General features: G+C 36.1%; 12 protein-coding genes. 6 read left to right on the top strand and 6 right to left on the bottom strand.

Features of this window, described 5'->3' with window-relative positions; all coding sequences use genetic code 11:
* Positions 1-123 precede the first annotated feature (123 nt).
* Positions 124-1,074: a nucleoside hydrolase gene (locus B3D98_RS08990; RefSeq protein ID WP_259950752.1), complete on the top strand. Its 951-nt coding sequence runs from the start codon at positions 124-126 to the stop codon at positions 1,072-1,074.
* On the opposite strand, the gene B3D98_RS08985 is transcribed toward B3D98_RS08990, so the two are convergent.
* From B3D98_RS08985 to B3D98_RS08975, 3 genes are read right to left on the bottom strand one after another with little or no spacing between them, the layout of a single operon-like run.
* Positions 1,075-2,199: a Ger(x)C family spore germination protein gene (locus B3D98_RS08985; RefSeq protein WP_288582502.1), complete on the bottom strand. Its 1,125-nt coding sequence runs from the start codon at positions 2,197-2,199 to the stop codon at positions 1,075-1,077.
* Positions 2,192-3,307, bottom strand: a complete 1,116-nt coding sequence (locus tag B3D98_RS08980) for a GerAB/ArcD/ProY family transporter (protein WP_288582501.1) — start codon at positions 3,305-3,307, stop codon at positions 2,192-2,194. Before B3D98_RS08980 ends, B3D98_RS08985 begins: the two co-directional genes overlap by 8 nt.
* Positions 3,308-3,323: 16 nt before the next feature.
* Positions 3,324-4,844, bottom strand: a complete 1,521-nt coding sequence (locus tag B3D98_RS08975) for a spore germination protein (RefSeq protein ID WP_288582500.1) — start codon at positions 4,842-4,844, stop codon at positions 3,324-3,326.
* 418 nt (positions 4,845-5,262) lie between these two features.
* Between B3D98_RS08975 and B3D98_RS08970 the strand changes: the two genes are divergently transcribed.
* The 4 genes from B3D98_RS08970 to argH all read left to right on the top strand — a co-directional run bounded on the left by B3D98_RS08970 (position 5,263) and on the right by argH (position 10,839).
* Positions 5,263-6,144: a GNAT family N-acetyltransferase gene (locus tag B3D98_RS08970; RefSeq protein ID WP_288582499.1), complete on the top strand. Its 882-nt coding sequence runs from the start codon at positions 5,263-5,265 to the stop codon at positions 6,142-6,144.
* A 184-nt stretch (positions 6,145-6,328) separates the two neighbouring features.
* Positions 6,329-7,624, top strand: a complete 1,296-nt coding sequence (locus B3D98_RS08965; RefSeq protein WP_054550140.1) for a hypothetical protein — start codon at positions 6,329-6,331, stop codon at positions 7,622-7,624.
* Positions 7,625-7,915: 291 nt separating this feature from the next.
* Positions 7,916-9,487 (top strand): APC family permease, encoded by a 1,572-nt coding sequence (locus tag B3D98_RS08960; protein WP_048392799.1) that lies wholly within the window; start codon positions 7,916-7,918, stop codon positions 9,485-9,487.
* A gap of 29 nt (positions 9,488-9,516) precedes the next feature.
* Complete coding sequence (gene argH / locus B3D98_RS08955) at positions 9,517-10,839, top strand: argininosuccinate lyase (protein WP_288582494.1); 1,323 nt, start codon at positions 9,517-9,519, stop codon at positions 10,837-10,839.
* A gap of 254 nt (positions 10,840-11,093) precedes the next feature.
* Here argH and B3D98_RS08950 read toward each other — a convergent pair whose 3' ends face one another.
* Both B3D98_RS08950 and B3D98_RS08945 read right to left on the bottom strand, forming a co-directional pair.
* Positions 11,094-11,957, bottom strand: coding sequence for a PhzF family phenazine biosynthesis protein (locus B3D98_RS08950; RefSeq protein ID WP_281216446.1), 864 nt, complete (start codon positions 11,955-11,957; stop codon positions 11,094-11,096).
* A 156-nt stretch (positions 11,958-12,113) separates the two neighbouring features.
* On the bottom strand, positions 12,114-13,322 hold the full coding sequence (locus tag B3D98_RS08945) for a CynX/NimT family MFS transporter (RefSeq protein ID WP_048392976.1): 1,209 nt from the start codon (positions 13,320-13,322) through the stop codon (positions 12,114-12,116).
* A gap of 133 nt (positions 13,323-13,455) precedes the next feature.
* Here B3D98_RS08945 and B3D98_RS08940 point away from each other — a divergent pair, with 133 nt between their 5' ends.
* Positions 13,456-14,010 carry a helix-turn-helix domain-containing protein gene (locus tag B3D98_RS08940; protein WP_288582491.1) on the top strand — a complete coding sequence of 185 codons (555 nt, stop codon included), beginning with the start codon at positions 13,456-13,458 and terminating at the stop codon, positions 14,008-14,010.
* Between the two features lie 387 nt (positions 14,011-14,397).
* On the opposite strand, the gene qoxD is transcribed toward B3D98_RS08940, so the two are convergent.
* Entirely contained in the window at positions 14,398-14,682 is a 285-nt protein-coding gene (gene qoxD, locus B3D98_RS08935) for a cytochrome aa3 quinol oxidase subunit IV (protein WP_036079092.1), read from the bottom strand.
* Position 14,683: the final 1 nt, after the last annotated feature.

Below are 14,683 nucleotides of genomic sequence, written 5' to 3'. Positions count from 1 at the left end.
GGCATATGGGTTTCTTTCGTTGGACTAGAATTACTCACTCATTTTTCCACAAAAATTCATAATTCGTGTCATCTTTGATTACTATAAAGATAACAGTAATGGTAGTAAAAGGGAGGACATGGTTTGGTAAAAAAAGTGCTGTTATTCGGGGATATTGGCATTGATGATACGGTGGCATTGATCTATGCACGGCTTAATCAAGAAATAGAAATTGTGGGACTCGTTGCAGATTATGGCAATGTATCGCGAGAGGATGCGGTATCCAATATTTATTATGTCATGAAATTGTTCGACTTCCCTCAAGGAATTCCTGTGATTTTAGGAGCAGAAGTACCCTTAACAGGAGAGCAGCCGACCTATTACCCAGAAATTCATGGTAAACGAGGACTTGGACCCATCATTCCAAATGATAATCACGAATTAAAAATTGAGAACTTTTTTGAAATCGTCAACATTATTGAAAGGTATAAGCATGATGAGCTAATTATTGTCAATATTGGGCGATTAACTTCACTAGCCACGATGTTTATCCTTTATAAAGAGCTTATGAAAAATATCAAGGAATTTTATATTATGGGTGGAGCATTTTGGGTGCCAGGTAATGTAACGACAGTGGCTGAAGCGAATTTCCATGGTGATCCCTTTGCCGTTAATATTGTGCTTACCTATGCAACGAATGTGACAATCATCCCTTTAAATGCGACACAAAAGGCCATTGTCACACCTGGGATGGTGGACTATATTGACTCCTTTGGCAAAACAAAAATTCTAAAGCCCTTAATGGAATACTATACACGTTTTTATAAAGAACGGGACCCCTCACTTCTAGGAAGTCCCGTGCATGATGCGTTAACACTAATGGCAGTTATTTATCCTGACATGTTTATTTATGAGTCCTATCCTGTAACCGTTGTCGACAAGTTAGAAGGACCTGCAAGGGGGCAAAGTATTGCCGAGACAAGACCTTATGAAAATAATAATGGCGAAAAAAAGCATCGTATTGCCTTTGATATTCATTATGAACATTTTTTCCAAAACTTTTTATCGGTTATGACAGGGCAACCATTTCACTAGTTATTCAAAAACACCATCTCTTAAAATTGTAAAATCAACATGGACATTTACCTTCATGTCTTTATATATTTTTTGCCATTTATCCTTTGTTAGCTTAGAATGTCTTACTTCGCTTCGATATTTCTCACCAAAGCCAAAGATATCAGACTCAACTTCCTGACTATGAGCAATCACTCTACGTATTTCCTTTGACAATTTTTTCTCGATTGCTTTTTCCAGTGCCGCCACACTTTTTGGGTCCCCTTGATTGATATCAGGGTACACCTCTAATACTCTCGATTTGATTTTGATGTTCAGGTCAAATGTAGGCGTATCCGCATCAACTAACATCATTTCTCGTTTCGACTGGATTGCATCAAAAGCTACCGTTATTTTATTGGCAGGCTTTTGAAGAATTTCGGAAGGTACATCTTCGTTTTCCAGAACGGTTTCATATAAACCTACTTTAAAGGTATCTCTGACAATCTTTACGTAAAAGCTATCTTTTGCTGGAAGGGTACTGACCATTTTGCTGCCTTTAAAAAGTGCTATCCCACTTAATTCCACCAGCTCGTCATCTCTTTTAATAATAGGCATGGCAAATTCTTTTCCAGATGAATAATAATCATGGGCAATTTGATGAAGTGTAGAGGAAATCATATATTCCTGCTTGACATTTTGTTCAATCAACCTAAAAATATGCTGCCCAATATCCTCAATATTTTGATATTCGTATTTCAGTAATGTTTCTGTTTCACCTTCCACAATAGCCATAATGATTCCATTGCTGACACTAGCATTTTCTAGGTTTGTATCAATATAATAGCGAAGGTCTTTTTTTGCCAATTCCTCTCCAAATAGGATGACTCTCATTTGACCAACCATGATTTTTTTCGAAAGCTTACGATTGGCTTCCATCCGATTTCCTTTACTCGTATCGTTTTCTGTAGACAGAACTTCCACATTGCTTTGAAATTCGGGGTTTACTTCACGAATAACAGCTGTTGTCTTTATTTTATCCTCTGTTCCTACATCATAGCCGACTAAAGTAGTTAATCCAACTTTATCCAAAATATTGGTTTGTGCACATCCATATAAAAAAACAAAGGATAGAAGAATCATCCATCTTACTCTAAGTTTATTCATTCTTTTTCACCTTCTTTGATGCGAAGTTCTTCTTTAGTCGTGCTATTGGCCAAAGTAAAATAGGGTAGACAAAGATTACGTAAAATGCAATCTGTCCAAACACCGTGTTAATTGTATTAATCTGTGTCCGTGTTTGAACCAATAATGTTCCAATTAAAACGATGAATGAAAAGAGCCAAACAAATGTCTTTTCACTTATCGGGAATAAACGAATTGCTCCGCGGTACGCAGCCCATAAGTATAGACATAGATTCGGTAAAATGATTAGCATCCAAAAACAAACCGCTACAAATTCAAAGCGTTCCATAAAGGGGAAGCTAATAAAACTAAATAATGTCAAGGTTGCCCATATCGTTTTCAATAGCTTGCCCTCACTATAATAAGCAATGGACACCAGCATCACGGCTAAATAGATGATGGTTGTAACTAATAGTCCTAAATGGACAGGTTTTCTGATTTTTTTCTTGTCTTTTACAAAGGGGTAAATCACGTTTAGAATTTCAAAGCCGATAATCGTAAAGGTCATTGATTGTGCCCCTTTTAAAATGGAGCGAATATCATTTTCTAAAATAGGGAGAAGACTATCTACTGTAGCGTATTCCATCGGAAATACTAGCATTGGGAAAATCCATAAGGAGAGAATGATACTAAAAAAAGACACGCCTACAATGACACGAAGCCCTCCCGTAAAGGCATAAATAATAATAATTAATAAAGTTGCGGACAGGAACCAGGTCTCGATGCTAGGAAAAATCCATGCTTGTATAACTTCAATATAATTTCGTAAAACAGAAAAGAACGCCACGGAGCAATAGATGACATAAATTGCGTTTAAAAAATTGCCAATCCATTTGCCAAAAATTTCAATTTGAATTCCGTAAAGATCATCAGAGCCGTAAATTTCTAACGTTTTAATCATACAAAACGTAACAAGATGTGTGGCAATCCCAGCCAGTAGAACAGAAATCCAAGCATCCTGTCTAGCATCCTGATAGATAATGCGTTGAAATCCCTGTATACCAACCCCAATTTGAGCACCGTGTACCACAAAAAAAAGCAAATAAGCATTAATCATATCTTTAGGGCTAAGTTGTATAGGTTTTGCCATTTATTTCACCTTCAGTTCAACTTTTATCAGGTTTCACTGGCTCTGGCACAAATTTATGTTCATCCTTTGGTCTTGTCAAAGCAGGTCTTTTTGATGTTAATGGGACAGGCATTCTAATAATACTATCCCGCATTTCCTTCAACCTCGGTGGATAGAAGGGAGACATATACGGAGCACCCAAGCTTGACTGACGTAACAAATGAATCAGAATAAAACAAAAAGCCAACATGATACCATAAAAACCCCAAAATCCTGCAAGTATAATAATAGGGAAGCGAATAAGACGAATCACATTGCCCATCATATAACTTGGCGACGTAAAAGAGGCTAGGGCACTTAACGCAATGATAATCAGCAATATATTACTGGTAATCCCTGCCTGTACAGCTGCTGTTCCAATAACGATACCACCAACGATACCGATTGTTTGTCCAATTTTAGTTGGTAATCTGGCTCCTGCTTCTCTCAGTAGTTCAATAATAAATTCCAGCAGCAAAGCCTCAAATATGGGCGGGAAAGGAACTAAAGCCCTTGATTCACTTAATGGTACGAGAAAGGCTTGTGGAATCACTTCATAATGAAAGGTAAGAGCTGCCACATAAAATGGTGTTAAATAAACAGATAAAAAGAAGGCAGCCAGTCGTAATAAACGAAGAAAAGTAGCAATTTGCCATCTTAAATTTTGATCTTCTTGACTTTGAAAAAACTCAGTAAATCCTTGAGGGGAAACGATAGCCATTGAACTACCATCTACGAGAACCCCAATTTTCCCATCTAAAATGCCATCACAAAATCTGTCAGGTCTTTCTGTCAATAGCATTTGTGGAAAGACAGATAGTGAATTATCATCAATCATTTCAGCTAATACGGCACTATCGATAAGCTCATCGATATAAAGATCTTTGATTCGTTGACGCATTGTTTGAACCATTTGATCATTGGCAATGCCACGCATATATAAAAGAGAAACAGAGGTACTTGTCCGTGTACCAATTTTTAATTTTTCATTACAAAGATTAGGACTCACTATGTAGCGACGAATCAAGGAAATATTGGTAGATAGACTCTCATTAAATCCAACCTGTGTACCAATTACCTGCGATTCATTCTCAGGCGCTGACAATGCTCTAGACTCTCTGCTAGCGATATTGGCTAAAATAGTCTGCGGGAAGCCACCTATGTGAATCACAACATGACCATTGACCATCAATTCTACGGTTTCCCTTAGTAGACTGGATTGACTGACTTCTGCAATAGAAAGGGCCATCTCAATTGCCTCGGGTGTATCGTGAGGCTTGCTCTGTAAATTAGCAATAATATCATTATTTAAAGTCTGATCATCGATCAAATTATCGATGTAAATAAGGGTGACGTTTGGTGGAAGAGATTTAATAATTAAATCTGCCGGATTATTAGTAGCATTTTTAATCGATTGAATAAAATGATCTGTGGCATGTGCAACTCTCACAAGATTTTCTTTAGGCGCCTCTTGAACTGGTTGTTGTTGTTGTTTGTTGAAAGGTAGTTTAAATTTCATAGTAAATGGTAGGCTCCCTTCATTGCTAACTTCGTTTATAGAATAGGCTTTAAAGGGGCATTCTATACTTATTTCAGTTATTTCCATCGTGTAGACATATCTAACAAATAACGGTAATATAATAGTATTCTTAAAAACAGAAGGGAGATTAGCTTTTTTATGCTAAAACTAATTATCGCAAATTAAATTCAATGAATTTAATAAAGGGGTTATTCTATAATTTTTTTAAAAATTATAGGGTCTATTTAGTAATGCCCTTTTGCGATAAAAGAGAAGCATAATGATGTCTAATCCACAGTTATATTTTAAATAACAAAGGACTCTATGAGCTTGTTCTCATAGGGTCTTTTTCTGTTTTTAGGAGGTGATGATTCCCACAAAAATTAGCGATTGAAACATAAAATAGGAGGGAATAGACGTGGCAAAATATGAATTAGTTAGTGATTATCGTCACAATGAAAAATTAAAGGCAAGTTTTAATGATTTAGCTATGAAAACATTTGGTTTGGACTTTCGAGGCTGGTATAACAAAGGCTATTGGAATGACCAATATATTCCTTACTCATTTGTACAAGCAGGAAAAGTAATTGCGAATGCTTCTATTTATAAGATGTCGATTCGCGTAAATGATGAGCGATTAAAGGGAATTCAGATTGGTACAGTGATGACGGATGAACATTATCGTCATCAAGGCTTGGCAAAGCAGTTGATGCTGCATCTCATGAAAGAGTACGAAGATGCCTGTGATTTCATGTATCTCTTTGCCAATGAAACAGTACTAGATTTTTATCCGAAGTTTGGCTTTACGCGAATCCATGAAAGTGAATACAGCTTAGATCTTACCACAAGACCTATTCAACCAAAGCAGACCAGCGTCCAACAGCTGACAATTGAGCAGGATCTAGCACTTCTTGAAGAGTATGCAAAAAATCGTTATATCCATTCTAGTATGATTGCTGTTGAGGAAAATGAAAGTTTATTAATGTTTTATTTTACGTTAGTTTTCCCTCATGCTATTTACTATTTAGAAGAATTTGACACAATAGTATTAATGGAGGAGGAAGAAGGGGTATTAAATATTTATGATATCATCTCTTTACAGGCAACCAATGCAGAGACTGTATTAGCAAGCATTATTAAGGATACAACAAAAAAAGTAGTATTCTATTTTACACCTGACTTTACAATCGAAGGCTTGATAGCCACCATCACCACAAATGATGACGATGCCTTATTTATTCTCTCGAAAAAGCCCTTCTTTAAAGGGCACTTTATGTTTCCTTTAACATCCCATTGCTAGGTTGGGTTTCAGAAGGCTGTATCAGAGCGTTGTGAATTAAAGAATGGGCGCGCTTTTGAATAAAATATGAGCGACTCCTGTCCCCTTGTCCTTTACCAAAACAGACTTTTTTAATTGACACTATAAATATTGGGCAATTCTCTATAGAATGGTATATATAAAGTAATTTTACTAGGAGGAAAAAATGTATACAGTTGGAGTCATTGGCCCTAATTCATCTGTAGAGCGCATCATTCAATTAGGCAAAGAATACGAAATGACTATGAATTTCGTAGCATTTCCCTATCATGATTTTCATGAAACCGTAAATATCGTAAAGGATAATCATCACGCTGTTGATGCATGGTTTTTTTCTGGCCAAATTTCGTATATGGTTGCGAAAAATACGTTACAATCAGGTGAAAACTTAGTTTATATTCAACATACTGAATCGGGCATTTATAAATGTCTATTGCATATGGGCTTTTATCAGGGAGAATTTTTGAACAAGGTAAGCATTGATGAAATCACGACTTCACACTTGGAGCAAGCCGTCAAACAGCTAGATTTTGCGCCTAAAGAAATCTATGTGAAAACCTTTGATGTAAATACCAGTACAAAAGAATTAATGGATTTTCATATCGACTTATGGAATCAACAAAAAACAGCAGGTGCTTTGACTTGCTTTGAAGCTGTTTATCGCGGGTTGAAAGAGGTAGGTGTCCCTGCTTATCACATTTCCACTACAGATATGGAAATCCGCCAAACATTACGAATACTGGAAGAAAAACTTAGAGCCTTCTATTTTAAGGATACACAGATCGGTGTGCAAATTATCGAAATCGAACATTTTGATAAAATCTCTGAAAAAGCGAAGAGCTCCTATCACTTACAGTATTTGGAATTAAAATTAAAGGAAACGTTATTGCGATTTTGTGAGCAACTAGATGGCTCCTTATTAGAAAAAGGAAATGGCCGCTATATCATTTTTAGTTCGAGAGGAGCCATTGAACGTAAAATCAAGGATTTACAGGATACCATCTATCAGCTATCACATGAATCCCATACAACAGTCACTGTCGGAATTGGCTATGGGGTAACCGTTCACTCTGCGGAAATCAATGCGCAGCGAGCCATCCAGCTCTCCAAGGAGAAATCGGAGCAACCAATTGTGATTGTCCAAGAAAATGGAACGATTACTGAATCGGCTGGTGAAGAAGATGAAGTGAGCTTTTCATACCGTATTAATGATGACATTTTATTAGAGAAATTAAAAAAAGCAAAAATTAGTTTAAAAAATTACAGTAAATTATACACACTTATTAAAAAAATGAATTGGCAGGAATTCACCATTAAAGATTTAGCAGCACATCTCTATTGGGATGAAAGTAATGCTAGACGCATTTTAGCCAGTTTATGTGAGGTTGATCTCGTCGAATACACAGGGAAAGACGCACAAATATCCAGAGGACGACCAAGTAAAATTTATCGTTTGAAATAACCATCTAAGTGAGATGGTTATTTTTTTTTGTAAAATGTGTTGAAAAATTCAAACGATTAAAATAAAATCATTTTAAGGTAAACACCTTTTAATAACCTTTAATTAATGGTACATGAAAAATGTGTGCAATGTTTCATCATCTAGAAAGGAGCACAATCTATATTAGTCACCTACACTACATTGCACTGCAGAGTAAAATATGTAAATTTTTTCTGTCAAAACGTCATTTTATTGAAGCGTCCAAATTAAAAGGGTCATACCAATATTCTCTTTTCAGAGAGGGGAACATTCATGAGTCAAGAACAATATTTGAAAAAGAAAATGGGGTTTTGGTCACTTACAACATTATCTCTAGGGGGAATAATAGGATCTAGTTGGCTCTTTGGACCATGGGTAGCTGCTAAATTAGCAGGCCCGGCAGCCATACTTTCTTGGATTATTGGTGCGTTTGTTATCACACTCATAGCGCTTGTTTATGCTGAATTAGGTAGAGTAAAACCTGAAACAGGAGGCCTAGCAAGATATCCGCTTTATTCTCACGGAAAAATGCTTGCTACCGTTACTAGTTATTCAATCTGGTTTGGCTATTGTGCTACAGCTCCCGTAGAATCATCAGGTGTTATTCAATATGCCAATCAGTTTTGGCCAGGGTTATATGATGTAGGAAAAGAACAACTGACAACATCAGGTATTCTTGCAGCGATGGTTTTAATGATATTCTTTGTTGTTTTCAATTATTTTGGGGTGAAATTATTCGCAGTCACGAACAATATCATTACAACAATTAAGTTTATAGTCCCTGTACTAACAATCATTGCATTTTTTATGACAGGCTTTCATCCAGAGAATTTTTCAAGCCAAGGATTTGCACCAAATGGCTATAGCGCTGGTTTAAGTGCCATTTTAACAACCGGAATATTTTTTGCTTATACTGGGTTTGGCAACGTCATCATGATGAGTGGGGAAGTTGTCAACCCTAGAAGAAATATTCCACTTGCCCTCATTACATCATTAGGTGTTGCGGCAGTATTATATGTGTTACTTCAAATTACATTTATCGGCGCAGTTCCAACAGAAATGTTAGCGAATGGTTGGAGTGGCATTAAATTTGATTCACCATTTGCTAATTTAGCAATGATGGCTAATATGGTTTGGCTATCTTGGATTATTACAGCTGATGCGATGGTTTCGCCAACAGGTTCAGCTCTTACTTATACAGCTGGTACGTCAAGACATGTATTTGGTATGGCGAAAAGTGGATTCCTACCATCTTATTTTGGAACAATTAATAAAAAATTCGGTGTTCCAACACGTGCACTTGCACTCAATTTCCTAGTAGGATTATTATTTTTATTCCCACTGAAAAGCTGGACAGCTATCGTTGCGATTGTAGGAGCTATCGGTATTTTTAAATATGCTTCAGCATGTGTAACGGTTATGGTTTTCCGTAGAGTAGGTCTGACAAAAAATAATGGGCTACCTGGTATGCAATTCATTGCACCAATGGCATTCGTTTTTGCCACACTGCTTATTTATTGGACAAATTGGAGTAAGGTACAGCTAGCCATTACTGGATTAATAATAGGTATTGTTTGTTATTTAGTAATTTTCTTTATTCAAAAACACCAATCAGTTGAATTTTTTGGTGGTATCTACATTATTATTTATATTTTAATGCTTGTATTGATGTCTTTCTTAGGGAATTTCGGTGGGAAAGGTATCATTCCTGACCCTTATATGTCCGTAATTGTCGCTATATTTGGCTTAGCCTTTTACTATTTTGCTGTTTACAATGGTGTCTGGTATATGCGTAAAAGAGGAAATATTGAGGAATTACAGGAAAGCATTTCTGAAATATCATAACGTTTAATAGATTGATTGAAGGAGAATGAATGATGAAGCTTTGGGGCGGTCGCTTTAGAAAAGAAGAAAACAAATTAATGGAAGATTTCAATAGTTCATTAAAGGTGGATCAAAGACTTTACAAAGAAGATATTAAAGGCAGTATTGCCCATGTCCATATGCTAGTACAATGCAATTTATTGACTGAGAGGGAAGGACAAGATATTGAGAATGCACTTCTTTCCATTTTAGAGGATATTGATAATGGCACATTACAAATTGAAGGAAATTATGAAGATATTCATAGTTTCGTAGAGTCGAATTTGACTCAACGGATCGGTGACACAGGGAAAAAACTTCATACAGCGAGAAGTCGTAATGACCAAGTAGCAACAGATATTAGACTTTATGCAAAAAACAGGGCGTTTGAGGTGATTGCCTCAATTGAAGCGTTACAACAGAGCTTAGAACAAAAAGCAAAAGACAATAACGTTATGATGCCAGGATACACACATCTTCAACGTGCGCAGGTTGTAACGTTTCAACATCATTTGATGGCTTATTATCATATGTTAAACCGCGATAAAAAAAGAATTGTGAAAGCGATAGAAATTATGAATGAAAGCCCGCTTGGATGTGGAGCATTAGCAGGAACTACTCATGCGATTAACCGTGAGATGACAACTAATGAGCTAGGCTTCTCTAAGCCTGTAGATAATTTCTTAGATGGAGTAAGTGATCGCGACTATTTATTAGAGTTAATGTCAGATTTTTCAATCATTATGATGCATTTAAGTAGATTAAGCGAAGAGCTCATTTTGTGGAGTAGTCAAGAGTTTAGATTTATTACGATTGATGATGCCTATTCTACTGGCAGCAGTATTATGCCACAGAAGAAAAACCCTGATGCCGCTGAGCTGATACGAGGCAAAACAGGACGTGTATATGGTTCACTGACTTCACTTTTAACAACAATGAAGGGCTTACCACTTGCTTACAATAAAGATATGCAAGAAGATAAGGAGCCATTTTTCGATGCATTGGACACCGTATTATCTTGTCTACAAATTATGTCAAAAATGATTGCTACGATGAAGGTGAACAGTGAAAACATGAAAAAAGCAGTCAAAGGAGGTTTTCTGAATGCAACAGAGGTCGCTGATTATTTAGTGAGCAAAGGCGTTGCGTTCAGAGATGCACACAGCATCGTAGGTTCCATCGTAATTTATTGTGAAGATCATGACAAAGCCATTGAAGATTTAACAATGGATGAATTGAAAGAATTAAGTTCGTTCATCGATGACGATCTCTATGACTATATTGACTATCAAAATATTTTAAATAAAGGGATTAAAGTAGGTTTATTATTATAATGAAGCAGAGAAAACGACTTAGTTGAAATGCATGACGGGCTTCTAGGGTGGAAAAAAGGCAAGGCATTCATTGAGGATGTGCCACTTGAGCAATGGAAACGAATCGATTATGTCTCACAAGCTCATAAAAGGTAGCAGATATTGAAGACAAACACATTGTTCAATTATAAAAATGTGTTTGTCTTTTTATCTATTTTTCTATTTTTAAATTAAAATTCAAAAAATCTACAGTCTGAGGTTGAGAAATTAATTGTTCACACCATATCTTCTACATTTAAATATTTTGTTTCACAGTAATAGCCTTTGCCGCCAACATAAACTTTTTCTATTTCATTCTTGCTATTGGTTGCTAATTTCACTAATATTTCGGAAGGAGAGTGTAAAGAATAACCTTGTTCAAATATATAGACTTCCTTTTGTAAGTGGTGCTGTTCATAAAGGTAGCAAGCTAATGCACCGTTAGAAGTTCCAGTCGCTGCTTCTTCATTGATGTCGTATAGTGGAGCAAAATTTCTACATATTATTCGATTGTCATTAAACGTATACAGATGCGTCCCAACAACATGATAATACTCGCTGATTTCTTTTATTTTTTCAAAATTAGGTTGCAGTGCATGTAATTGTGTTTCGCTTGTTATCGGAATTAAAATATCTTTTAAGCCAGTGGAAACAATTTGTATTGGGTATTTATTGTCTATATCTTTAATGTCAAAACAATCGATAAAGTCGTTTGGAGAAATAATATCATAGAATATCGGTTTGTTTTGTTCCATGAAAATGATGTCATCTTTTATGGTAATAGTAAGAACACCGCTGTTTGTTTCAATCGTATAGCGATCCTTGAAAAGTTTATTTAAATGCATCAGTATCGTGAAAGCGCCAATTGTGGCATGACCACATAAATCAACCTCTTCTTTTGGTGTAAAATACTCTAATTTATAATCAGCCATTTCAGATGCTGATATAAATGCGGTTTCCGCATAGCCCAATTCTTTAGCTATCGCCATTTTTTGAGTAGTGGTCAATGTATGCTCATGCTCATTAAATACCACTCCTGCTTTATTCCCGCCTTGATAATCCTTGCTAAATGCACTTGCAACATAAACGGATATTTTCATAAAACATCTTCCTTCCTCATTTATAGTGAATTGTAGCATAAAAAGAACTACGTAAAAATGTTGTTGGATAAATCTGCTATAAAGCAAGAGACAAACTATTTTAGCAACTTAAATCTCCAAAAGTAGATTGTCTACTGTCTGAAAAGACGCCTTACTTCATCTACTAGGAAGAACGCGAATAGTAGCTGATTCCGTCTTTGTTTTAACCTTTAACGTCAGCCCCATGATAACGATGATTATAAATAATAAGGTGAAAAGGGCAACGTCAAATGTATTCGTCATATCCTTGATGACACCAACAAGCATTGGAATGATGCCGCTAATGATATAGCCACCAAATTGAATCATCGCTGTCCATTCACTTGCCTCTTTTGGTGTAGTCGTAGCATCTAAAGGTAAAATCATTGCTAATGGGAACAAACCACCAGCACCGATCCCAGTTAACGTCGCACAGAAAATAGGCGAGATGCCGCCCATAATTAACATCAAAATGCCAATAAAGGAGCTTGAAGCACAAAGTAGCATCCAAGGCTTTCTCTTGAAACTATTATTTATTAAGATTGGGATGATAAAGCTACAAATCATTTGCATGACAGAAAAAATAGTGACCGTTGTTGCGGCGTAAGCGTCACTATATCCCATATCCTGTACTTTTGGAGCGAGCCATGTCGCGAGGGAATAATAAACGCCAGATTGTAAACCGAACATGACCATAAGGAGCCAAACATATCGGTTTCCCCAAGGTAGTCGACTTTTTTGACCTGTAGATTTCTCTAATGACTCTTGAGATTGTTTGGATTTTTTGATAATTGGAATCCAAACAATAATACCCATAAAAGCAAATACCGACCATATCGCTAAAGCTGCATTCCAGGATTGATGAAAAGCATGCATAGCAGGTACAACTAAACCAGCACTTAAAGACGCTCCAATTCCCATACCCGCAGAATATACACCGATCATCGTAGAAGAATATTTAGGAAATTCCTTTTTGATATAGCCTGAAATCAGTGGACCTGTAATAGCAATACCTATCCCACTAAGAATAGCTGTTACTAATAAAAATAAAGGAAAAGTTGCCACTAGCCGTAAAGCTGTTGATACACCAATTAATAAAACGGATAACCCAATCGTCCATTCGATACCCCATCGTTCACTTAGCTTGCCAGCCAATGGTGCAAAAATCCCCATACAAAATACGGGAAGTGCTGTTAATAAACTTACAACAACACTTGTCATCTGCAAATCCATTTGAATATTTTTCAATACCGGCGAGATAGATGTGATCGAAGCTCGTAAATTCATAGATAGTATAAACAAAGAAAAAACGCTCCAAATAATCGGAAAGTTTTTTGATTTCGCCATCACTGAAAACACCTCTTTTAGTTATTATTTGATATACTATAGTTAACTTTTAAATTTAAAAATAAACTATAATTAATCGACTCGTATACTATAATATACTATTTATACAAAGTCAATGGGAGGGGTGCGCAGAATGCAGGAGGAAAATATCGACTTATCTGGACAAGTTGGAGGAAATTTACGGGAAATTCGAAAAAGCAAAAGGATGAGTTTAGAGGAGCTGGCGAATGTCAGCAATGTTAGTAAATTGACGTTAGGGAAAATTGAACGAGGGGAAACGAATCCGACTGTCAATATTCTTTGGAAAATTTGTAGAGGGCTTAATATTCCGCTTGTCACTTTACTATCTTTTGAAGAAAATATAGAGGTTCATCGTTTTGGCTCAGACTACCAATTCGCAGGTCATAATAACGACTGGTTTGTTGATCCATTATTCAAAACAAATGGGACTGAGTGGTTTAGAGGTCGTCTTGAACCGAATAGTGAATACAGCGAGTGTCACCTAGCAGGCTCCGAGGAAATTGTGCTTGTATTAAATGGGCAATTGGAGCTAAAGGTCGGAGAGAAAACCCATCAGCTAAACCAATGGGATGTCATTAAATTCAAGGGTGAAGAACTTCACACGTACATCAATCACTCGGATGAAAAAGTACATTTAATGCTGTCATTAACGTATACAACCCCATGATTGTTCCACAATAATCAAGCAGAAGATGATCCTATTTTGGGGAGGAAAAAATAATTCTGATTATCGATTTCATCATTGTTTATTATTTTCATGAATATCAATAAAAGCTTGTAAAGGATGTGCTACACGCCAATCATTTAAACGAGGAAATCGATAAAATTGGCGTTATAAAAATAAACATTGATAAAGGCAATCCTATATTTATCCCATTCAACCAATCTCAACAATGATTACTTGATATCACAATGAATGAAAGTGTGGACTCTTACTTTGATGGAGAAAATTTCAAAGAATTGTTGTTTATCCTCATTGTCTTTTGACTATATATCATGCGTTTCCATACAAAAATCGTCCTTACTAAGATAAGTAAGGACGATTTTTTTCTATTTAGATATAACCCCAAATCATACATAATAATGTTCCGAAAATGGTCACAAGCGCAATGATTAAGCCATAATAAATATTGGTATAGATGGCTGGTTTATCATTTGTTTCACCAGCATGCATAAAGACAACTAACTGCAAGCCTGCCTGAATAAATGCTGTGACTAATAAAATAGTCATGGTAATTGGAAAAGATAGATTGAAAAAATATACACATGCCGCAATGATCGTAAGGATTATGGACACACCAAACCCCATGACTTGTTTCATCGGGAATAAATCACTCATG

It is taken from the genome of Lysinibacillus sp. UBA5994 (assembly GCF_002429725.1).
Classification (GTDB): Bacteria; Bacillota; Bacilli; order Bacillales_A; family Planococcaceae; genus Lysinibacillus; species Lysinibacillus capsici.
This window is presented reverse-complemented; position numbering and strand designations above follow the sequence as displayed.

Excerpts from the sequence above, each read along its gene's own strand:
- B3D98_RS08985 (WP_288582502.1), bottom strand. The coding sequence starts at position 2,199 with ATGAATAAACTTAGAGTAAGATGGATGATTCTTCTATCCTTTGTTTTT.
- B3D98_RS08980 (WP_288582501.1), bottom strand. The coding sequence starts at position 3,307 with ATGGCAAAACCTATACAACTTAGCCCTAAAGATATGATTAATGCTTAT.
- B3D98_RS08975 (WP_288582500.1), bottom strand. The coding sequence starts at position 4,844 with ATGAAATTTAAACTACCTTTCAACAAACAACAACAACAACCAGTTCAA.
- B3D98_RS08965 (WP_054550140.1), top strand. The coding sequence starts at position 6,329 with ATGTATACAGTTGGAGTCATTGGCCCTAATTCATCTGTAGAGCGCATC.
- B3D98_RS08960 (WP_048392799.1), top strand. The coding sequence starts at position 7,916 with ATGAGTCAAGAACAATATTTGAAAAAGAAAATGGGGTTTTGGTCACTT.
- argH (WP_288582494.1), top strand. The coding sequence starts at position 9,517 with ATGATGAAGCTTTGGGGCGGTCGCTTTAGAAAAGAAGAAAACAAATTA.
- B3D98_RS08950 (WP_281216446.1), bottom strand. The coding sequence starts at position 11,957 with ATGAAAATATCCGTTTATGTTGCAAGTGCATTTAGCAAGGATTATCAA.
- B3D98_RS08945 (WP_048392976.1), bottom strand. The coding sequence starts at position 13,322 with ATGGCGAAATCAAAAAACTTTCCGATTATTTGGAGCGTTTTTTCTTTG.
- B3D98_RS08940 (WP_288582491.1), top strand. The coding sequence starts at position 13,456 with ATGCAGGAGGAAAATATCGACTTATCTGGACAAGTTGGAGGAAATTTA.
- qoxD (WP_036079092.1), bottom strand. The coding sequence starts at position 14,682 with ATGAGTGATTTATTCCCGATGAAACAAGTCATGGGGTTTGGTGTGTCC.